The sequence below is a fragment of the Corynebacterium sp. KPL2895 genome, from assembly GCF_040225815.1.
GTDB lineage: Bacteria > Actinomycetota > Actinomycetes > Mycobacteriales > Mycobacteriaceae > Corynebacterium > Corynebacterium rhinophilum.
This window is the reverse complement of the sequence record NZ_JBEHFY010000026.1, coordinates 1-20,162: the sequence shown is the minus strand read 5'-3', so window position 1 is coordinate 20,162 and position 20,162 is coordinate 1. Positions and strand designations below refer to the sequence as shown.

Annotated in this window: 17 protein-coding genes and 1 pseudogene; 9 read left to right on the top strand and 9 right to left on the bottom strand. The window is 56.5% G+C overall.

The window, feature by feature from the left end; all coding sequences use genetic code 11:
• The first annotated feature begins 104 nt into the window (after nt 1-104).
• Nucleotides 105-707, top strand: a complete 603-nt coding sequence (locus tag ABRP95_RS10465; protein ID WP_349839420.1) for a GNAT family N-acetyltransferase — start codon at nt 105-107, stop codon at nt 705-707.
• 279 nt (nt 708-986) lie between these two features.
• Complete coding sequence (locus ABRP95_RS10460; RefSeq protein WP_349839418.1) at nt 987-2,372, top strand: anaerobic C4-dicarboxylate transporter; 1,386 nt, start codon at nt 987-989, stop codon at nt 2,370-2,372.
• On the opposite strand, the gene ABRP95_RS10455 is transcribed toward ABRP95_RS10460, so the two are convergent.
• A complete protein-coding gene (locus tag ABRP95_RS10455; protein ID WP_349839417.1) occupies nt 2,373-3,188 on the bottom strand; it encodes a class I SAM-dependent methyltransferase in 816 nt (271 codons plus the stop codon). It lies immediately after the preceding gene.
• Nucleotides 3,189-3,225: 37 nt separating this feature from the next.
• On the opposite strand from ABRP95_RS10455, the gene ABRP95_RS10450 reads away from it, so the two are divergent.
• The 3 genes from ABRP95_RS10450 to ABRP95_RS10440 are packed head-to-tail and all read left to right on the top strand — an operon-like array spanning nt 3,226 to nt 7,378.
• Entirely contained in the window at nt 3,226-4,659 is a 1,434-nt protein-coding gene (locus ABRP95_RS10450; RefSeq protein WP_349839416.1) for an ABC transporter transmembrane domain-containing protein, read from the top strand.
• Nucleotides 4,659-6,401 (top strand): ABC transporter ATP-binding protein, encoded by a 1,743-nt coding sequence (locus tag ABRP95_RS10445; protein WP_349839415.1) that lies wholly within the window; start codon nt 4,659-4,661, stop codon nt 6,399-6,401. The genes ABRP95_RS10450 and ABRP95_RS10445 overlap by 1 nt, the downstream gene beginning before the upstream one ends.
• On the top strand, nt 6,398-7,378 hold the full coding sequence (locus ABRP95_RS10440; RefSeq protein WP_349839413.1) for a CE1 family esterase: 981 nt from the start codon (nt 6,398-6,400) through the stop codon (nt 7,376-7,378). Before ABRP95_RS10445 ends, ABRP95_RS10440 begins: the two co-directional genes overlap by 4 nt.
• Here ABRP95_RS10440 and ABRP95_RS10435 read toward each other — a convergent pair.
• The gene (locus ABRP95_RS10435) at nt 7,375-8,625 is read right to left on the bottom strand and encodes a site-specific DNA-methyltransferase (RefSeq protein ID WP_349839411.1); all 1,251 of its coding nucleotides are present in this window, start codon (nt 8,623-8,625) and stop codon (nt 7,375-7,377) included. The genes ABRP95_RS10440 and ABRP95_RS10435 overlap by 4 nt on opposite strands.
• A gap of 161 nt (nt 8,626-8,786) precedes the next feature.
• Here ABRP95_RS10435 and ABRP95_RS10430 point away from each other — a divergent pair, with 161 nt between their 5' ends.
• Nucleotides 8,787-8,984 carry an antitoxin gene (locus tag ABRP95_RS10430; protein WP_023028787.1) on the top strand — a complete coding sequence of 66 codons (198 nt, stop codon included), beginning with the start codon at nt 8,787-8,789 and terminating at the stop codon, nt 8,982-8,984.
• A 128-nt stretch (nt 8,985-9,112) separates the two neighbouring features.
• Here the strand turns inward: ABRP95_RS10430 and ABRP95_RS10425 are convergent, their stop codons facing one another.
• The 4 genes from ABRP95_RS10425 to ABRP95_RS10410 form a co-directional block, all read right to left on the bottom strand.
• Nucleotides 9,113-9,730, bottom strand: coding sequence for a response regulator (locus ABRP95_RS10425; protein ID WP_349839410.1), 618 nt, complete (start codon nt 9,728-9,730; stop codon nt 9,113-9,115).
• Nucleotides 9,723-10,859 carry a sensor histidine kinase gene (locus ABRP95_RS10420; protein WP_349839431.1) on the bottom strand — a complete coding sequence of 379 codons (1,137 nt, stop codon included), beginning with the start codon at nt 10,857-10,859 and terminating at the stop codon, nt 9,723-9,725. Before ABRP95_RS10420 ends, ABRP95_RS10425 begins: the two co-directional genes overlap by 8 nt.
• Complete coding sequence (locus ABRP95_RS10415) at nt 10,859-11,614, bottom strand: ABC transporter permease (protein WP_349839430.1); 756 nt, start codon at nt 11,612-11,614, stop codon at nt 10,859-10,861. Before ABRP95_RS10415 ends, ABRP95_RS10420 begins: the two co-directional genes overlap by 1 nt.
• 82 nt (nt 11,615-11,696) lie before the next feature.
• Complete coding sequence (locus tag ABRP95_RS10410) at nt 11,697-12,623, bottom strand: ABC transporter ATP-binding protein (protein WP_349839408.1); 927 nt, start codon at nt 12,621-12,623, stop codon at nt 11,697-11,699.
• A 96-nt stretch (nt 12,624-12,719) separates the two neighbouring features.
• Here ABRP95_RS10410 and ABRP95_RS10405 point away from each other — a divergent pair.
• Nucleotides 12,720-13,290, top strand: a pseudogene (locus tag ABRP95_RS10405) (cadmium resistance transporter).
• Between the two features lie 251 nt (nt 13,291-13,541).
• On the opposite strand, the gene ABRP95_RS10400 reads toward ABRP95_RS10405, so the two are convergent.
• Both ABRP95_RS10400 and ABRP95_RS10395 read right to left on the bottom strand, forming a co-directional pair.
• Nucleotides 13,542-16,148: a DEAD/DEAH box helicase family protein gene (locus ABRP95_RS10400; protein ID WP_349839407.1), complete on the bottom strand. Its 2,607-nt coding sequence runs from the start codon at nt 16,146-16,148 to the stop codon at nt 13,542-13,544.
• A 3-nt stretch (nt 16,149-16,151) separates the two neighbouring features.
• Nucleotides 16,152-18,152 (bottom strand): site-specific DNA-methyltransferase, encoded by a 2,001-nt coding sequence (locus ABRP95_RS10395; protein WP_349839405.1) that lies wholly within the window; start codon nt 18,150-18,152, stop codon nt 16,152-16,154.
• A 343-nt stretch (nt 18,153-18,495) separates the two neighbouring features.
• Between ABRP95_RS10395 and ABRP95_RS10390 the strand changes: the two genes are divergently transcribed.
• Entirely contained in the window at nt 18,496-18,948 is a 453-nt protein-coding gene (locus tag ABRP95_RS10390; RefSeq protein ID WP_349839404.1) for a Panacea domain-containing protein, read from the top strand.
• 2 nt (nt 18,949-18,950) lie between these two features.
• Nucleotides 18,951-19,469, top strand: a complete 519-nt coding sequence (locus ABRP95_RS10385; RefSeq protein ID WP_349839403.1) for a hypothetical protein — start codon at nt 18,951-18,953, stop codon at nt 19,467-19,469.
• Nucleotides 19,470-19,633: 164 nt separating this feature from the next.
• Here ABRP95_RS10385 and ABRP95_RS10380 read toward each other — a convergent pair whose 3' ends face one another.
• The gene (locus ABRP95_RS10380) at nt 19,634-19,921 is read right to left on the bottom strand and encodes a hypothetical protein (RefSeq protein WP_349839401.1); all 288 of its coding nucleotides are present in this window, start codon (nt 19,919-19,921) and stop codon (nt 19,634-19,636) included.
• Between the last annotated feature and the right edge of the window lie 241 nt (nt 19,922-20,162).

The following is a 20,162-nucleotide window of genomic DNA, read 5'->3' as shown; positions in this document are numbered from 1 at the left end:
TTCGCTTGTTTTTATCTACCTCATTACGCTCGGTGTCATTGGCAGCTAAGCTTGAAAGACATTAGATCATTGGATTAGGCCCAGATAGCAAGAAGGTAAATACGGTGTCACAGAAAATCGAGATCTTGCGCGGGCAACATATCACTCTCAAGGCGTTGAGCGTAGACCATACCTCTGGACTGGCTGAGGCCGTACAGGACGGGGAATTATGGAAGCGGTGGTACACCAAGGTTCCATCACCGAGTGAGATGGAAAAAGCCGTGGAAGAACGCATTTCTTGGTATGACTCCCACGGGTCGCAGCTTTTTACGGTGTTCGATTCTGCTGGCAATACGGTAGGAATGACTGGTTATCAGGCCTTAGAACCAGATAACAGGCGCGCACAAATCGGATACACTTGGTACAGGCAATCCGCGCAGAATACTGCGGTTAATGCTGATTGCAAACTGGCCCTCATGGGCCACGCATTTGAGCAGCTTGATTGCTTATCCGTGTTCTTCACTACCAACTCCTTTAACCGTGAAAGCCGCCGCGCGTTGGAATCCCTAGGGGCACATCTTGATGGAATCCTTCGCGGCCACCAGATACTAGATAACGGGATAGTCAGAGATACCTGCGTGTATAGCGTGCTGCGGCATGAGTGGCCCGCAGTGAAAAATCACTTGCACTATAAGATTGACCTGAAGTCTGAGAAGGACAAGGCCTGAGGAATCGACAACTAATAGTGCGCAACAGCTTTCGGGGTTGGCACGTGAGGTGTAGTTGAGCTTGTCTCGCCAGCAAAGCCGGAGCTCATTGAAGAGGCATCAGGACGCCTCAAAACTACATAATTTCGCCGGTTAACCCGGTATTTTACCACTTAGGAGAGCAAAAGTGTCACCAACAATGGTGTGACACTTCGCTCTCCTTTTTACTTCGGTGAGAGCACTATGGCGCCGATAGGATAAAACTTGTCAACCATTTACTTTCTGTTTGAAAGGCATGACATGTTAGCGAATGTGATTGCCCCGGATTCAGTCCTGGCTATCGTGCTTCAAGTCATAATCATTTTAAGTGCTTTGCTTTTGGGCACCCGCTATGGCGGGATCGGCCTCGGATTAATTTCTGGCATCGGCTTGATGCTGATGGTCTTCGTGTTTGGATTGGCACCGGGCGAGCCCCCTGTGTCGGTCATGCTGACGATCATTGCCGTTATCGGCTGTGCAGCCACACTGCAACAAGCACAAGGTTTGGAAGTGATGATGCAGCATGCGGAGAAGTTCTTGCGTGCTCATCCAGAGCGCATCACAATTTTGGCACCACTGACTACTTGGTTCCTCACCGTACTGTGCGGCACTGGCCACGTGGTCTACACCATGTTTCCGATCATTGAAGACATCGCGCTCAAAAAGGGAATCCGTCCTGAGCGTCCGATGGCAGTGGCCTCGACCTCGGCGCAGATGGGTATTACCGCTTCACCGGTGTCTGTGGCTACCGTTTCTCTTGCGTCGATCCTTGCGGAAAATGCTGGAGCTATCGACAAGGCTTATTCGATTCCGCAGATTCTTACGGTGGCGCTACCCGCGTCCTTGTGCGGTGTTCTTCTCGCCGCGTTTTGGTCGCTGCGTCGCGGCAAAGACCTGGACAAGGATCCGGTTTTCCAGGAGCGGATGAAAGACCCAGAGTTTGCTGCCAGCATCAACGAGAGCGCCGACTCGCTCATCGGTAAGGAATTTTCCCGCGAGGCTAAGCGCTCGGTAGTCGTCTTCCTTATCGCTATTGCCTGCGTGGTACTCCTCGGCGCCTTCGAGTTCCTGCGCCCACTGGTCCCTGGTGATGACGGCGAGCTTAGCCCGGTATCAATGAACCTAGTGATCCAAATGGTCATGCTCGTCGCTGGTGCCATCATCCTTCTTAGCTGCAAGGTGGATACTAAAAAGATTGCGTCTACTCCTGTATTCAAGGCCGGCATGACAGCTGTATTTTCTGTCTTTGGTGTTGCGTGGATGGCAGATACGTTTTTCCAATCCCACATCGATGCACTGGAGACGAACTTGGGTTCCGTCGTCGAGGCGGCCCCATGGACGTACGCCGTTGTGCTGGTAGTTGTGTCCAAGTTGGTAAATTCGCAGGCTGCTGCCTTGGTAGCGATTGCACCCATTGGTTTGCAATTGGGCATTGACCCGGCTGTCATCGTCGGGTTCTACGGTGCGGCTTATGGTTACTTCATCTTGCCCACGTATCCTTCAGACTTGGCCTGCATCGGCTTCGATCGCACGGGGACGACGCGAATTGGCAAATACGTCATAAACCACTCGTTCCTTATCCCCGGAGCGATCTCCGTATTCACCTCTTGTCTGGTCGGCTCCCTCTTGGCCCAGGTTCTCCTGTAATCAGTCGCGAGACTTCGCCTCCCGTGCCAGCACGAAAGCATCCGTGCGGTACGGGATGTGTAGTTTTTGCCCGGCAGAAAAGCCCATGTGCTCGTAGAGGTACCAGTTCAGATTGTGGGTCATGCGCTCGTGGATGTCCTCGTTATTTCTGAGCCAGTATGAGCGGGTGCGCATGAGTTGGTGGAGCTGTTCTGGGGTGAGTTCGTGGGTCCAGCTCAGCCGGAGCTCGCGGTCTAAGGTCCAAGGCGCCTTGTACTCCGGATAGAAGCCGGGCTTATGCACGTCGCCAGAGTGCATGATGCGGCTTAGCCGGAGGATCCACGGATCCGCGTGTACATCGAGGGTATTCCACACTAAAAGCACGCGCCCGCCCGGCGCGAGGATGCGGTCCAGCTCGGCGGAAGCGGCGACAACGTCGACCCAGTGCCAGGTTTGGGCGAGGCAGGCGGCGTTGAGGGAGGCATCGGCAAGCGCGGTGTGCTCGGCCGTGGCGCGGATGATGGGAATGTCCAAGCGGTGTTGGAGCACGCGGGCCATATCTGCCGATGGCTCGACCGCAAGCACGTTGGGGTTGGTGAGAGACTCAGTGAGTTTGCCGGTGCCGGCGCCGATATCGGCCACGCGGTGGGCACCGGCGATGAGTTCAGCAACCTCGGCCGGGTAATGGGGGCGGACGTCCTGATAGGTGTGCGCACCGTGGTGAAAGGCGCGCGCTGCCTGGGTGCGCTGGGGATCGGTGCCAAAGGTAGGTTTCTGCTTCGCAGAGGGATTGCGGTAGCTGGGGAAGTGTTGGGGGCTGGGGTGGCGAGTCGACATAGGCTATCTAACCTACCGGGAAGTAGAATGGCTTGTTATGGCAACACTTCCAGAACCATCAGATCCGCGGTGGTTGCTGAAGACTGTCTTCTCTAGGCCTGGGATGACAATCCCCGCCGCTGTGTGCATGGCTATCTCCTTCGTGCTCAACGGCACCACACCGGTCATCGTGGGCTATGCCATCGATGAAGCGGTGGTGGAAGGATCGATCGAGCGACTGTGGTGGTGGCTTGCACTCCTGGTCCTGGCCTTCGCGGTTAATGCCGTCACCGGGTGGTTTGGCCGCGGGCTCAATGCGCGCAGCATGCTGGTTATCGGCCACGACGTGCGCATGGCCATTACGGATCGGATTCTGGATCCCAAGGGGATGGGCGGTCCGAAACGCACGCCAGGAGAGTTATTGGCCATTGCCTCTACTGATGCGACCCGCGTACAAAATGCCGTGATGATGACGGTATTCCCAGTGGCGGAGATTACGTCCATCATTTATGTCGCGGTGATGACCAGCCGGGTGAATGTGCCGCTTGGAGTGGCCATTTTATGCGGCGGTCCCCTTGTGGTGTGGGGATCGCTGCGCTCGGCTGGTCCGTTGCGCAAGCGTTCTGGTATCCGGCAAGCGGCATTGGGCCGCGCCAGTGCGACGGCGACAGATATTGTCCATGGCCTGCGCATTATTAAAGGGATCGGTGCGATAGGTACCGTGCGTAAGCGTTATGCGGGTGATTCCGATGCCGCCTACGAGCGAACCGTTGAAGCCAATGCGGCGCAGGCAGGATTGAATGCTTCTACGGAGGCGCTGGGCTCGATTTATGTCATCGCCGTCGCCGTTGCCGCCGGCTACCTGGCGCTGGACGGGCAGATGAGCATTGGTGAGCTTATTATGATCATTGGCCTTACCCAATTCATCATTACCCCGATGACCATGCTTGGCCGAAATATCGCTTCCCGGTGGGCCGCGGCGCAGGCGAGTGCGCAGCGAATAGTAGGCCTGCTGGGAGCTCTAGGGCTGCCCGGAGACGCTGCACCGAATATTCCTGCGCTGCAGTCAGGAGTCACTGCCATCGATGGGCATGCTCCGGAGGAATTGCGGGAGCTGCCCCGGGAGAAATTCATCGTCGTGCCGCACGAGGTCATGCTGTTTGACGGGACCGTGCAAGACAATATTCATCCGGATGCGGATACGGCCGCACGGGCCCTAGAGGTGGCTGCGGGCGCGGATATTCCCGGTGGGCTTGACCGCGCCGTGGGTGAGCGCGGAAACAACCTGTCCGGCGGCCAGCAGCAACGAGTCGCCCTTGCCCGCGCTATTGCAGCGGATCCAGAGGTGCTGATTCTTTCTGATCCCACCACGGCGGTCGATTCCGTGACCGAGCAAGAGGTAGCCCACCGCGTTGCGGACTATCGGAAGGATAAAACCACCATCGTCTATACGTCGGCGCCCGCCTGGCATGCAGTGGGGGTGGAGTCCTAATGCGTTTTCCCACCGCTACCTGGCCACAGGTAAGAAAGGTTGTGGCGCAGCAGCTCTCGGCCATCCCGCACGCGCGCCGGCGCGCCGTTATTGCCGTGGTGTTCTTGATCGCCGGGGCAGCGGCCAATGTCAGCATTGCGATTCTGCTCGGCAAAATTGTCGATGCCGTGACAACGGGCGCCAGCATCGCCCTCCTCGGAGTCCTGCTCATCGGGGTCGCGGGCGCGTCTGCCGCTTTATCGGCAACGGGATTCTATGTTCTGTCCCAGCTGACCGAGCGCGTCATCGCGTCCCTGCGCGAGGATATGGTCTCTACAGCACTCGGCCTTCCCACACACCGCGTCGAGGACGCCGGAACCGGAGACTTGGTATCGCGCTCTACCGATGACGTGGCGGAGCTTTCCTCCGCGGTTACTGAGACGGTCCCCATGCTGGCAAAGTCCATTTTTGCCATTGCCTCAACGGCAGTAGCGCTGCTTACGGTGGATTGGCAATACCTCGTGGTTATTGTTGCCGTGACCCCGCTGTATTTCTTTGCCAGCCGGTATTACCTGCGGCGCGCCCCTGACCGGTATGCCGCTGAGCGCGCCGCCATGGCGGACCGCGCCCGCAAGCTTTTGGAAGCGATCCACGGCAGGGATACGGTCCGTGCATTCCGCATGGAAAAGACGATGCACGATCGGATCGGGGCGGCTTCAACGCGTGTGGTGGAAAAAGGCTATAACGCGCGCCGGACGATGATGGTACTCCAGGCCCACCTCACCGGCATTGAGCTGGTATTATTGGGCACCGGTTTAGCGGTGAGCTTTTGGGTGGTCCAGGCCAATGCGCTTACTGTTGGCGCGGTCACCGCGGCGATGTTATTGCTCATTCGCCTGCGCGGTCCACTGATGGGGCTGATGCGCGTGCTCGATACGGTGCAATCAGGGTATGCCTCGTTGGCGCGCATCGTGGGCGTGGTCATCGATCCGCCCGAGCCAGTGCCGGATAGCGGTGCGCCGAGGGGCGATGGCAGCGTGGATATGCGGGATATTTCCTTCCGCTATGACGATAACTCCTGGGCCGTCGAGGGGCTCAACCTTGCGATCACGCCTGGTGAAACGGTTGCCCTCGTCGGGGCGTCTGGGGCAGGAAAATCCACCGTGGCTGCGTTGCTCGCGGGCTTGCGCGTCCCGGATCAAGGCACCGTACTTGTCGATGGCGTCGAGGTTGCCCTGCTTTCCGATGCCGAGCGTATCCAACGCCTTGCCCTCGTCTCCCAAGAGGTGCACGTATTTTCTGGGAGTTTGCGCGAGGATCTTGCACTTGCGGCGCCACAGGCCACCGATGCGGAAATGGCCCAGGCGCTGCGCCAAGTTCAGGCTGACTGGTTTTTCGATCTGGAAGCGGGCCTCGATACCATCGTCGGTGCGCAGGGCATGCCGTTGGACCCGGTGGCTGCGCAGCAATTGGCGCTTGCCCGAATCGTGCTGTTGGATCCGCGCATTATCATCTTGGATGAAGCCACGGCAGAAGCAGGCTCGGTGGGCGCTGAATCCTTAGAGGACGCCGCAGAGACTGTGATGGAGGGACGCACCGCCTTGGTGGTTGCGCACCGCCTGGATCAGGCCTCGCGTGCCGATGCCATCGTGGTCATGGATAATGGCCGGGTAGTAGAACAGGGTAGCCATGCAGAGCTGCTAAATTATGGGGGCCGTTATAAACAGTTATGGGCCGCTTGGCAGAAGGGACGAAAATCATGAGGCGGAGGCCGGTGCGCGCGACGTTGAGCACCGCAGTCTTGTGCTGCGTGGCGGCGCTGGGCGTGTCATGCGCAAATAACGAGGAAGAATCGGATTCGGCAGTACGCAGCGAAAGCACGCGATCGCACGGTTCGGCTGCCTCGCAGCTCGGGATTCCTACCTCTGCGCCGCTCAGTGGCCCAGAACCCGGCTCCTATACGACGATTAACCTGCCGTCCGGTCGTTCATTTATTCTCAGCGTGCCGGAAAATTATACGGCCCAAAAAGAGTGGCCTGTCGTGATGGCTTTTCACGGGTGGGGGCAGTCCGCGGAAAACTTGCGAGACTATTCCCGCCTCGATGCGGCACAAGCTATTACCGTATTTCCTGCAGGGAAGGAAAAAGCGTGGAGCCCGGCGCCATACGCGGAAACCAGCGGGAGCGAGGATAAGAAATTCGTACTCGATATCCTCGACTCCCTGCGCGCGACCTATAACGTTGATGATGCGAGGCTTTTTGCCACCGGCATGTCCAACGGCGGCGGTTTTGCTGCCTACCTGGCTTGTCAGATGCCCGGCACCTTCCATTCGGTCGCCACCATTTCCGCAGCATATTATGAAGATATCCTGAAAGATTGCGCTCATGAACCCGTAGGGCGCCTCGATATGCACGGCACCGATGACCCCGTCGTGGGCTATTACGGCGGAACCCGGCACAAGACCAAGTATTTCTCCGTTGAATCTGTCTTAGAGCAGGACCGCAAGCGCAATAAATGCTCGGAGAAGGTAGATACCAACCGTTTGGTCAATAATGCCCTCGACATGCATTGGCGGGGCTGCACCGCACCGCTGGAGCATATCCGCATCGGTGGCGGCTCCCACGTGTGGCCGGGTGGTATTGGAGACAAAAATAATGAAGTAGGAAAGTTCTTCGCCACTGACCGCGTCCTGGACTTCTTCGGCATTCCGGGCAGACCCGACGGCACCCGCGAAACCTAGATCGCGCGGTAGGCCCGGAAAGAGGACCCAGGCACGGATCGCACGCGCTCGACGCAAATATCCGCGACGCTGAGAAAGCCTGCCCGGTGCGCTGCACTGTCCGGGGCAGTGGGCTCTGGAATTTGCACTAGGTGAAAGCTGCGCTCGCCCTTATCCTCTCGGTTAAGTTCGATGACCGCCTGCGCCGTGGTGCCAGAGCCTGCGAAAAAGTCGAGCACCCGGGCATGGGCGCCGCCGCCAATGGCGATGAGATGCTTGATAAGGCGTACTGGCTTGGGGAAATCAAAGATTCCCTCCACGCCCATGACGTCCTCTGCGTCGCGGCGTCCGGTGCGCGTTACGCCAAACCTTTGCCCATCGAGGATGGAACGCGGCCGCGCCCCTGCTTTTTGATAGTTCTTGGTGTAGACAAAACCGCGCCGAAAGACCAGCTCATCGTAGCGCTTTGCCACCATATCCTTGCCCCAGCGCCAACGCGCTATCTGGCTGTGGCCAGCCGGTTGGTCAGGCCAGTGTTGCGTGCCATCGGGAGAGGAAATGGGAAAATCAAGCGATGGCAGATACCCCAGAGTCTTAGAATCTAAGCGCACCAAGGAGTATTTGCCACGTTCATCCTCGTGGTTATATTTGGTGCTCGTATAGCCCTCAGCATCTACATTGAATCCGGGGTTATCCGGGTTCTTGGCATAGCAGAGGATGTATTCGTGTTCTACCACCGCATACTTGGAATCGTTTTTCCCAGTGCCGGCCTTTTTCCAAATGAATTGCCCGGCATAGCAGCCCTCGCCAAAAACCTCGTCTAAAACCTTGCGGGTATTAGCAGCCTCGTCCTCTCCAATGGAGACGAATATAAAGCCGTTCTCCGCCAAAACGCGCCGCGCCAAGATGAGCCGCGGGAGCATCATGGAAAGCCACTCGGCGTGCCACTGGGCATAGCTGCCGGAATTTACCTCGCGCCGCGCGCGGTAATTATCGCGGTAGACAAAGTCCCGGCCGGTGTTATACGGCGGGTCGATGTAGATGACATCGAAAGTCTCGCCCGTGGAAGCCCAGTGCTGTAGAACCGGCAGGTTATCGGACAAGTGGATGCTATTGGGCGAGGTAGGAGAGGTGCTTAACGCAGCATCGAGCTCGAACTCGGAAGATAGGGGAGCCTCCGCCGCCGCGCGCGCGGCTTGCTTGCCAGGCCATACCAGCCCAAAGAATTCTCCGGCGTTGCCATCTGCACTAGGGCTAGTGTGGGTCATTTGTTGCCTTTTCCGTGCGAGCTGGTCAATGGTCTCATTAACGCTATCACTTTAGGACCTCTGACTAGCTTTGGTGGCGAAGCACCGGCAGTGTCGTTATCGTGGGCAGTGTTGCCGGATGCGGCAATGGTTAGATGAAGTAAACAACGAAAGGATTAGCAATGGGTATCTTTGACAAGGCAAAGGAAGCACTGAACTCCGAAAAGGGCGAGGAAGTTACCAAGGAAGGCCTGGACAAGGCCGAGGACTTTGCCAAGGACAAGCTGGGCGAGGACAAGGCAGACCAGGTGGACAAGGCCCGCGATGCCATTGATGACAAGCTCGGCACCAATGACGACGGTGACGACGAGAACAAGTAGTTCTCGCCCTAATTTCTAATTAAATAACGCTTAAGCCCCGTTCCAGACAGGAGCGGGGCTTAAGCCTAGGTCTATGGCCGATTTTTCTGGAAAACGCGGTCCAATTGGGCTGGAGAAAAATGTGTTCTTTAAATCCAGCCCTGAGTTTGGGCTTTCGTCGCAGCCTCGTAGCGATTATTTGCATCGGTTTTTGTCATGATACTGGAGACGACGTTGCGTACACTGCCTGGACTAAGATGCACTTTGCGCGCCAGTTCTGAGGAAGTCACCCCAGATAATAAAAGCCGCGCGATTTCTCGTTCCCGGGGTGTGAGCGGGTTGTCCGGGGTAAAAAGACTTTCTCGTGCTAAGGCAGGATCGATCACCCGCAGCCCAGCCTTTACTCGGCGAATTGCCTCCGCGAGTTGTTCTGGGGGAGTGTCTTTGACTATGAATCCAGCGATGTCAGCATCAATAGCACGTTTTACATAGCCGCCGCGGCCAAAAGTAGTAACGATGAGGCATTTGCATGGACTGTCGGAGAGCTCTTCAGCTACGTCTAGACCGCTCTTTCCAGGCATCTCAATATCGAGTAGAGCTACCTCCACGTTGTGCTTGGCAACGAGCCCCGCAACCTCGTTGCCAGTCGCGCATTGAGCAACTACGTCAATATCTGGTTCGGTAGCTAGGAGAGCGACAAGGGCGCCGCGAACCAATGATTGATCCTCTGCGATAAGGATACGGATGGGTGGAGATGTATCAGCCATCGGAACCAATTTCACTGTCCAAGGGTAGTAACTCAGTATCACCATTCATAGTAATCAGCGCTACGGTGCGGTCGTCCTTCCTCATAATAATCAACTTTCCGCCGCTGTCCTCTATTCGCTTGTGAAGCCCGTGTAGCCCGCCACTTTGGTACTGCATTTTCGGATCGAAGCCGCAACCATCGTCTACGACTTGGAGCTTATTTTGGGTTATGCTAACCCAGCAGTGCTGTGCTCCTGAGTGGCGAATAACGTTAGTGGTGAGCTCACGTAATGCCCAGGAAAAGGCGGCGTCATAAAGTCCTACGGCTTGGACGTTGGCAGGAAGATGCGCTTGAATCCCTGTAGTATCGAATGCTCGTCGTGCTGCCTGAACTTCTCCCGCCAAGGTCGGCATGCGCATCCGGGTAACTGTGGAGCGGACTTCTGCCAAACTCTTACGGGAAAGGTCACTTATTTCTTGAAGCTCGTTTCGAGCTCGAGTTGGATCTACGTCTACTAACCGCTGTGCCAACTCAGATTTTAAATTGATGACGGTAAGCGAGTGACCGAGCAAATCGTGAACGTCGGTGGCAATGTCTTCGCGTTGGCGAGCGAGATCGAGTTGATGCTCTAAATCCGTGCGGGAGTCTTCCCTTTGAGACATTGTGCCTAGCATCACCAGCAAGATTGGCCAGCCGAATATCACAATGAATGTCCCTAAGAGGTCTTGCGAATCGACGCTCCATAAGGCACCTGTGACTACGAGTCCGGTAAGAAGTACCCATAATAATGCCCGGCGCAGTGGTAATTGAAACCCGAGGAATGCAGCTAGATAGGGCACAAATGTGGTGGCATAAACTCCAAAGAAGGGTATGGCGATAAGCGCTATGAGCGCTAAGGCAGACCACCGAGCGGCCAAGCGATAACGTAAGTTCCAGCCCCGCGGGTAGTAAGTCACCGAACCAAAGCTGAAGAAATATAGGGCGCTGAAAGCGATAACACAGGCAGTGGAACCTAGGCGCTGCGTAGCGTCCACACCAGGCTGAGCGAAATTGAGAATTAAGCCGAAGAGCAGAAATATAAGCCAAACGCTGGCAAACACCGCATTATTTGTAGCGAATCCCGTAAAGGGCGAGTGGAATGAATTCATTACATTCGTGATTTGTCGCGGTGGAGCAGCGCTGCGCAGGCTCCGACGAAAATTGCGGTCCATACGGCGAAGTTTAGTCCCGCGCTCCACAGGGAATGGTTAACCGTGCCATCGGCATCATTTAGCAGTTGCATCCCTTCTGCCAATGGCCATTGAGCCAACACGACTGGGCCAAAAAGGGGTGTAAAGCGGCCAAACGCCATAAGTGAGGAAGATAGGGGGATAAAGACATTGGCGGCGAACAGCAGGAGGACAATAGAGGAAGAAGCAATGGCCACGGAGTTATCCGTCGGTAAAGCAAGTGCCCATATCATTCCATATAAGCCAAAGGGAATAGAGACAATAGCGCAAGCAAGAAAGGACAAAGCCCACTGGTGGGCCTCCATGTCAGCTTTAGTTAATGCACCAGTGAGAAACACTGCTGCAATGGGGAGCAGAGCTTGCAATGCTATGGAGGTGATATTCGCCCAGAAGATCTGGTGAGGGCGCAGCGGAGTAAGCGCTAGTTGGCGTCTCCAACCGGATCGAGCATCAGTGACTGAAGAAGCGGCAGCTCCCACTGCACCGGCGACGCCGCCGTACAGGGCCATGCTGATCATTTGGAGAGCTGCAAATTTACCGGTGTGAATGGGAAGGCTGCCAACGTCCATTAGTGTGCCGAAAAGTAGATAGAAAAATACCGGCAAAATGGTGGTGAAAAATAGCGGGGCGAGGTTGCGGCGCAGCCGGAGGAAATTGTACCCAGCAAAACGCATTGTGTTACTAAACGCAGGCGCGGTGGAACTATTAGACATGGTTGGAATCTTTCGTTTGGGGGCTGGCGGGAGGAGAAATGGGTTAGCTGTGCTCATCGGTAAGCGCGAGGAAAGTGTTTTCCAGACTATGGGCGCTAATGGTGAGGTCATAAGCGCCTGTATGGTTAAGAAGATGGCGGGCCAGTGAATCCGAATCTGGGGTAGTCATATGGACGTGACCTCCAGTGTGGGTGACTTCAGTAACGTCCGGTAGCGAACTGACTGGAGGAATACTGCCGTCAAACTGGGCCGTAATTCTTCGAGCCTCGCCGCGGTTACGTATATCAATTACCTTGTCATCGGCCACAACTTCCCCTTTGTGCAAAAGCACTATCCTTTCAGCAAAACTGTCTGCTTCTTCGAGATAGTGTGTCGCGAAGAAGATGGTGCGCCCGAGCTCAGCCTGGTGCTGCATGGACGCCCAAAAATCCCGGCGAGCGCCTGGATCCATACCGGCAGTCGGCTCGTCAAGGATGAGAATCTGCGGGTCACCCAGGAGCGCAAGCGCGAAACGAAGACGTTGTTGCTCGCCGCCGGAGCACTTACCCACTCGTCGAGACAATATCGGTTCTAAGTTGGTGTGATGTGCAACCTCGCCAATGTCTAGCGGCTGGGCAAAGGTAGCGGAAATCATCTTTAAGGTATCGCTTACGGTGAGCTCGGGGAGAAGACCTCCGGATTGGAGCACCGCTGCTAGCTGTGCGTTATTGATCGCTTCCCGGGGGCTTTTGCCTAGGACTCTGACAGTGCCGGAAGATGGTCCGGTAAGCCCCAAGATGAGGTCAATAAGTGTGGACTTTCCAGCGCCGTTAGTACCTAGCAGCGCTACGATTTCTCCGGGGGCGATGGACATTGATACATGATTAAGTGCTTGTACTGAATGCGAGGAGTTCGCAGCGAAGACTTTTTCTACGTCGCGTACCTCAATCGCTGGTGAGGAAATTGAGCTTGGGGTGCGTGTCGTTTTCATGTCTTGCACTTAACCAGGCTTGCGTTCGTAATAGCAGGAACTGTGTCACGAGGTTTCCATGACAATTGTCATCGGTGCATACGTTAAGCTAGCTGGGTGCTTACTAATCTCGCATCCGCAATCGCCTTATTCATCGTCACCAATATCGACGATATCGTTGTTCTCTCGCTATTCTTTGCCCGTGGCGCGGGCAGGAAGGGCACGACCAAAGCCATTCTTTTGGGGCAATATCTGGGATTTTTTAGGGATCCTCGCGGTCTCTGTAGCACTTGGCCTGGGACTTAGCGCTATTCTTCCGGAAGACTGGATACGCTTTTTCGGGCTTATTCCCTTGGCCATTGGCCTTTGGGCAGCCTGGGAGGCCTTTCGCGGGGAAGAGGACGATGACGTTTCCGGAAAGAAGCTCAGCGTTGCTGCGGTAGCCGGGGTCACCTTTGCCAATGGCGGCGATAATATCGGAGTGTACCTGCCGGTATTTACCACGTCTTCGCCCTCAGACATCGCGGTGTACTGCATCGTATTCCTCGTTTTGGTCGCCGGCCTTGTAGCGGTAGCGAAGTTCGTGGCCACACGGCCAGCCGTAGCAGAAGCGCTAGAGAAGTGGGAGAGCGTGTTATTTCCCACGGTGCTTATCCTATTAGGCCTTGCCATCCTTTTTGCGGTGTAGACGAGGCATACAGAAAATCCCACGGCCGAGGAGCTACTCCATAGCCGTGGGATGAGTCTTTTGCGAAACTACCCACCCACCTGCACCGGCACTAACCACAGCGGTGGTTTCCGCCGGTTTCCGTTCCCGGTTCCGTCGGCTGGTGGCCGCGGCGGTGTCGGAGGTGGGGTCACATCAGGAGGTTCGTCCCCAGTCCTAGCCCGTATCCGCGAGAAGGGCAGGATAACGCCACGACCGGAGACATAACCCACCTAATTAGGCGACACAATCGGATCGGAAACGCTGAGCAGCCTGCGCCAGGAACCCGCCGAGGAAATCGTGTCCTCGTAGGCAATCACGTAACCCACCTTCACGCCCGCCATATCCGGGTGGCTAGCCATCAAATTGATGGCTTCCTCAGCAGCAGCTCGTTTCTTCTGCACCTCGTCGTTCGCGCGTCCACCGGCATCCTTGCCCTCAACAATCCAGGTTCTGCCCTCCTTATCGCGAACGATGAAGTCCGGGTAGTACGACCGCCGCGGGGCGTAGCCGATGCTGGCTTGATCCTCCGGGTATAGCCGTGTCCACCACTCAACATCCGGGGATACGTCCAGGTCACTAGCCAGTTTCGCTTCGCCTGAGTAGGAGTCAAAGGCAGCAGCGTTGTAAAGTCCTTTCTCCCAGCCGGAGTAGTACTGGCGGCGAACAAACTTCGACTTATCCTCCGGGCGCGGAATGATGTCACGTCCCTTGGGAAGCTGATAGCTACGCCGCTGCTCATGGGGCAAAAGCAGGGGCACGAGTCGCACAGTCGGCTCCAACGACGCAGTGAACTGTTTAACTGCCTGCGAGACCATCGTCCGCAATGCCTCACTGGCTGTGGCTAGTGCGTCCACCGTCCACTCGGTAACAGAGACAGCGTTCATAAAGGCTGGGACAATGCGGTTATCTAGCTGGCTGAGGTTTTCCCTGTTGCGGTCAACCAGATGATTCTTCAAGATGATTGCTTTAATCTCACGTCGGGCAGTATCCGTGTCAATGGCTACCGACTGCACCTGCATCTGTTCCAGGCGGCGTGGGGTGATGGTGTGGGCTTTGAACGTGAGCTTATAGCGCTCCATCTCGCTGGTAGCTTCATCTGTCACCTTGCCCGCGGCTGCAACAATCTCGGCATTAGTGAGCTTGTGTAGCGGGAAAAACTCGTCTTCGCGCATACAGGTCGTGTGCGGGAACCAGAAGGAAACACCCTCAAATCGCTTCACCAATTCCACTACCGCTGGTGTGGTGGCATCATCATGCCAGTTGTCAAGGTCGCGGCCACCACCTCCTAGCTCACGTAGCTTACCCACTGGGCGTGGAAGTGCTGTTTGACCTGCTAATTCCGTGTCCCCTTGGTCGGAAGTATCCGGGTCGGTGGTGTTGGTGTCGGTTGCTGGATCTGATGCCACGGTCAGCGCCGGGCCGGTGCCAGGGTGGGTGTCTGTGTCAGGCTGCGGTAGATCGCTACCGCCGCTGGTATCGGTATCCGGCTTCGGTGGCGCGGTGTCAGTTTCGGTATCAGAATCCGGCTCCGGGGTCTGCGGCCGGGTGTCTACACCGAAGGAATGCAGTACTTTCTCGCTTTTAAGCAGTCGCCTAAACGAATCGTGAGCCACGATCTCCAAGGTGTCGATAGCCTCCACGTCGGTGTAGCGCTTAAACGGCAGTCGGAGGCCTCGACCAAGTGTTTGCTGGGTCAATATGTCGGAGTCCATGGCGCGCAGAGTGACCATCACCGCGATCGAGCGGGTATCCCAGCCCTCTTTGAGCTTGTTAACGCTCACGACCGCGCGCACCGGGGAGTCCGGGTTGTCCAGGCCATTGAGCAGTGCGGTCTTTTCCTCGGTCATGGAGTCTGAATCCACACGCAGTACCGCATACGGGTTGTTGAAGAACTCCGGGCCTGCCAAAAGCTCTTCCACCTCGGTGGCGTGCGCGATGTTTTCGCACACCACCATCATCACCGGATTAATCGGGGACGTGCCATCGTCGGCGTGTCGCGCGGCGTACTCGTCGTAGAACTTCTGCTTGTAGGCGCGCAAGGTGGCCGCGTCTTTAAGCTGCTGGTATTGCTCGCGCTCGCCGTAGCCGTCGCGGCGGTAGACAATGACCGGCGTTTTCACTGATTTGTCGCCTATGGCTTCGCGCAGGGTGTAGCGGAAAACCACATCGTCGTCCTCGTCGGCAGAGGCGGTAAGCCCTACCAGCATGGCTGGGTTGAGGTCAGCAATCGCGGCGTGGAAGGAGGCCGCAGACGCGGAATACAGGTGGTGCTCGTCGGCAATGACTACCAGATCGTCGCGGGAGGCCAGGTCGTCGTAGAGGACTCCGGCGTACTCGGAGAACTTGCGGATGCCGCGCGCGGTGGCTTGTTTGCCGCCCCCCTTGGTTTCTCCCTCCATCTTCTTCGGGGCGATAAGCTGCTGAATGTTAAAGACGAACACGCTAGAGGCCGACTGTTGCTCTGCCTCGGTACGCCCTGCTGCCATGGACTTGTAGTTATCTGGGGTAATAACCACAGGATCCAGTGCGGCACCCTCGATGAACTTGCCGGAACCGCGCGTGAAGTTAGCCACGGTCTTGGTCTGCACCACCAAGCCGGGTGTTACCACCACGACGTTGCGCACGCCACCACGGCGCAGGTATTCGATGAACGCGGCCATGACATAGGTCTTGCCCGCGCCCGTAGCCACGTCCATGACCAGCGCGTGTGCGCCGTCTACGCCGCTATCCATTCGGCGCGCGAGAGTATCAAGTGCTCGGGTATTGGCTGTGCGCAGTCCAAAGCTCGCGGAGAGTTCGTCCACGAGTGCCGGGTCATAATTTAGTTGCAAGGTCATGGTCTAGGCCTCCTTAGCGTGAGAGAGGGTGCGGGTGAACAGTCCATCAGGCAGGTGGATAATTCTTGAACCAGGGCAGGCCTTATGCAGATAGCGGCCTAAGTCAGAATCAGCGGAGGTGGCTGCAACGGTCACCGCTTCACCATCAGGTACGTAGTACACCAGCTCGTCGATGAACTCTTGGGTAAGCGGCTGGCGGGTGACAAACAGGTTCATCTTCTCCCGCTTGGCCGGGAATACCGGGTTGTCCGGGGTCATACGAAACCGCAGGTGCGCGGCGACTGCTGCGGACAGGTTGCGCGCGGTCGCGTCCTCGGTAAGGACGACAAGGCCGGTGTCATCGTCCACGTCGAAGCAGGGTTTGGACAGCCGTGCGGTGGTGAAACCTCCACCGCCGCGCCAGTTGATCGTGTCCGGTGATTTCTTGGTCTTGACCAGCTTCTTTACCGTGCGAAGATCAGCGGACTTTTTCAGCTCTGGTTCGTCCTTGACTGCCTTATTCAGTAAGGAGGTCAGCTTCTGCGCGTCCTCAGCCGACAAGCCCTCCGGTAAGCCGTCGGCGCTTGCGTCCACACGCTCGCCCTTGGTGACGGTAATACCTCCCATATCCTCGCCGCGTACCACCTTTTCCAACCGTGGCCGGGTAAAGCGGTTAAACGTATCCTCCACCAGCTCGCACGTCACCCAACGCCTGCCCATCTTGTGTGCTACCGCAGCCGTGGTGCCCGAGCCTGCAAACACGTCCAACACGATGTCGCCGGGGTTGGTAGCAATGTGGATAATGCGCTCTAGCAGTCGCTCTGGTTTGGGGGTGGCGAAAGCTGTGGTGCCGGGGAACAGGGCTTTCAGTTCAGACTTCGCCGCGCGATTGTGGCCCACGTCCTCGTTCGTCCACCAAGTGCGCGGTGGCTGGCCCTCCTTCGGCGGGTAGGACTTACGGCCAAAGGAAGTCTCCGTGACAAAGAACTCGGGCCAGTTACCCTGCTCCATGCGCTCACGTGTGCGCTGTGCAGCATCATCTGCGTACTGAGGATTAATGATTAGGTCGCCAACGTCCCCACGCAGAACGTCCTTGGACAGTCCCGTCTCCTTGGCGCGCAGCTCCAAATCTGGGGCCTCCCACTTCAAGACTCCGTACTGGGACAGTGAATCGAAAAGTCGCTCTTGCCCAAAACACCAGTGACGGCCGCTCGCGGGATACATCATTTCGCCTGTGAGTGGGTGTTGAATGGCAAACACAGCGGGGTGCTGCATTTTTCCGCTCATGTTTCCCGGTGCACTTCGGTTGTCAGAGAACCAGATACCACGTTCGTCCCCGTCCGGGTTGGTAAACCGGGCGTTATCCTCGGCGGTACGCTCCATGCGGTTCAGTGTCAAAGCGGACGACTTTCCGTACACCAAAATAACGTCGTGGTCGGCAGAAAACCCAGACACGTCGTTCCTCGCGGAGTCCGCTTTCTGCCACACCACCTCAGCCACAAAGTTCTCCGCGCCGAACACCTCGTCCATGAGCAGGCGCATACGGTGGTTTTCCACGTCGTCCAGGTGTACCCAGATGGATCCGTCATTGCTCAGCAGTTTCTTCAGATGCAGCAGCCGGTCACGCACCATGGTCAACCACACGGAGTGCTCTAGGTTGTCCTCATAGTTGGCAAAGGTCTGCGCGGTGTTAAAAGGCGGGTCGATGTAGATGCACTTGACCTGGACGACGTACTTATCAGTTAGTTCCGGTACACGGGTGAGTGTTTCGAGTACGTCGCCGGACTCTCCCAGAATCAGCAGGTTGTCGTCGGTGGGCGTAAAATCGGCGCGCTCAGAGTAGGTTCGTCCCTCCTCCTTGGGTTGCTGCTCGCCGCGCACCGTATCGCCATACTCTAAAAAGTGAGTCTGGCAGTAGCGCGGGTCGGTCGGGTCAACCCACGTGTAGCCATATTTACCCTGCTCAGTGGGGATAAGGGCCTGGTCTTTGTTGTACCACGTTAGCTCTAGACGCTGCTTCGTCATAGGCTGCGCACTCCTTTTGTGTACCGAGGATAGAACGGATCCAGTTTATCCAGCAGGGGCAGGTTTTGGGGTCGCGGTGCCTCTGTTTTAGTGACCCGTCCCCAGTCCTAGGTAGCTAACCATCGAAGCGGAAAGTCACACTCTGTACCCCCACGGGGTGCCTTGGGGAGAAATCTTCAACTACCAGGTAATTCACTCGCACTCTTGCTGCTAGTTCGGCTTATGCAAGATGTTTACCGGGGGAGGTGGACGTGTCGGGCTAGCAACTTCCTCGAAATACATGGATAATTGGGGTGGTTAGAAGTTATCGGCACACCCACTACATGAGTGAAAGGAGCAAGTCATGGCACGTGTGAACGATGTAGCGAGGTACATTTTGGAGCGTCAAGGCGGTCACGTGAGCACCATGAAGCTTCAGAAGCTCGTGTACTACTCGCAAGCATGGAACTTGGTTTGGGATGAAAAGCCGCTTTTCAACGCCCGAATTGAAGCGTGGGCTAATGGTCCGGTGACGCGGGAGCTTTACGGTAAACACCGTGGCGAGTTCACCGCGAACGTTAACATGTTTCCCGGTGATTCCGACCGTCTCACTGCCGACGAAAAAGAAACTATTGACACGGTTCTTGGTGCGTACGGCCACCTAAGCGGGCAACAGTTGAGCGACTTGTCCCATAGCGAGCGTCCTTGGCGTGAGGCACGTAAGGATGTGGCAGATGGGGCTTCTTCTACTAACGAAGTTAGTCAAGAAGTCATGCAAGATTTCTACAGCGCCATGCAGTCGGCTTCTACTGTCTAGCGGTGGGTAGTAAGAAGCGCAAGAAGAAGAAGCTTGCGCGTCAGCAAAACAACGCCGGTGGCAAACACGTCCCACCGTTCAGTCCGATTGCTAACGGCAAAGCTGTTCCTTCTACCGCAACTGGCGAGGAGTCATATCGGGAGAAGCTTGTTCGGTGGACAGTGAGCGAGCTAGATGACAATTCAGGAATTGAAGGGTGTCGTTGGGAGCTAAGTTCAAAGGAGACAAAAGAACTGCTTACCTTTCTAGACACCGTTTCCAAGAAAACTTGGAAAGAATGCCTAACCGAGACGGTCATGTCTGGGAAGAAAAAACGCGCCCGAAATCATGATCATGATGTGTCTACCCTCGGCAAAGATGCCCAAGCGCGTATCAGGCAGCTGCCAGAAGCCGAGGAACGAATATTTCGATTTCGGCTATCTAATGAGACCCGGTTGTGGGGGTTTAGGTCAGACGATTTGTTTAGGGTGTTGTGGTACGACCCCGAACACCAAGTCTACCCGTTGGACAACGACAAGTAATACAAAGGCCACCGCTACAGTGTCGGGTGTTGATACGCGCCCCGCTGGGCATGTTGCTACCTCATAAAAATCGGTGGTCAGGAACCTAAAATTTTAGTCCCTGACCACCAGAAATAACGTGGCGGTGCTTTAGGCCAGCACGACCTCCTTACTCGTCCCGCCAGCTACATCCGCTCGATGTCTACATCTCCATCCAACACGCGCGGCTCTACCTCCATGTGGATCCCGCGGTAGGGAAGTAGCGCGCGGATAATGTCGTGGGTGATGTCGATACCTGGTTCTGGTTCGTCCCTCAGCAGGTGGTGCAGACTAGGGCAGTAGTCCACGCCGGGAAACTCGTCCTTTGCTTCGGGAACACAGCCGTCTGGGTCGTGGGTCGTGCAGCGAATGATCAGGTCGTCATGCACAGTATTGGGCAGGTTGAGGGTGAGTCCTGGGGTGGAGTAGGACATGTCGGCAACCGTGGCCTCGTTGATAGACCTGGTAAGTGGGATGGGGCCGCGGGCAGCGTCACCGCCCTGGATTCGGGTGAGTCCCGCGCGGTTGCCGTAGGTGTCGGCCAGGGTGACAAAGGTGACGCGTACGGCAGCGGTGGGTACAGCGGACCTGACCCCTGTTTGGTGGACACCTGATATCCAGCCCAGTCGAGCTGGGAAGAAAGGTAATCTACCACCATGTCCAGGTACTGAGAAC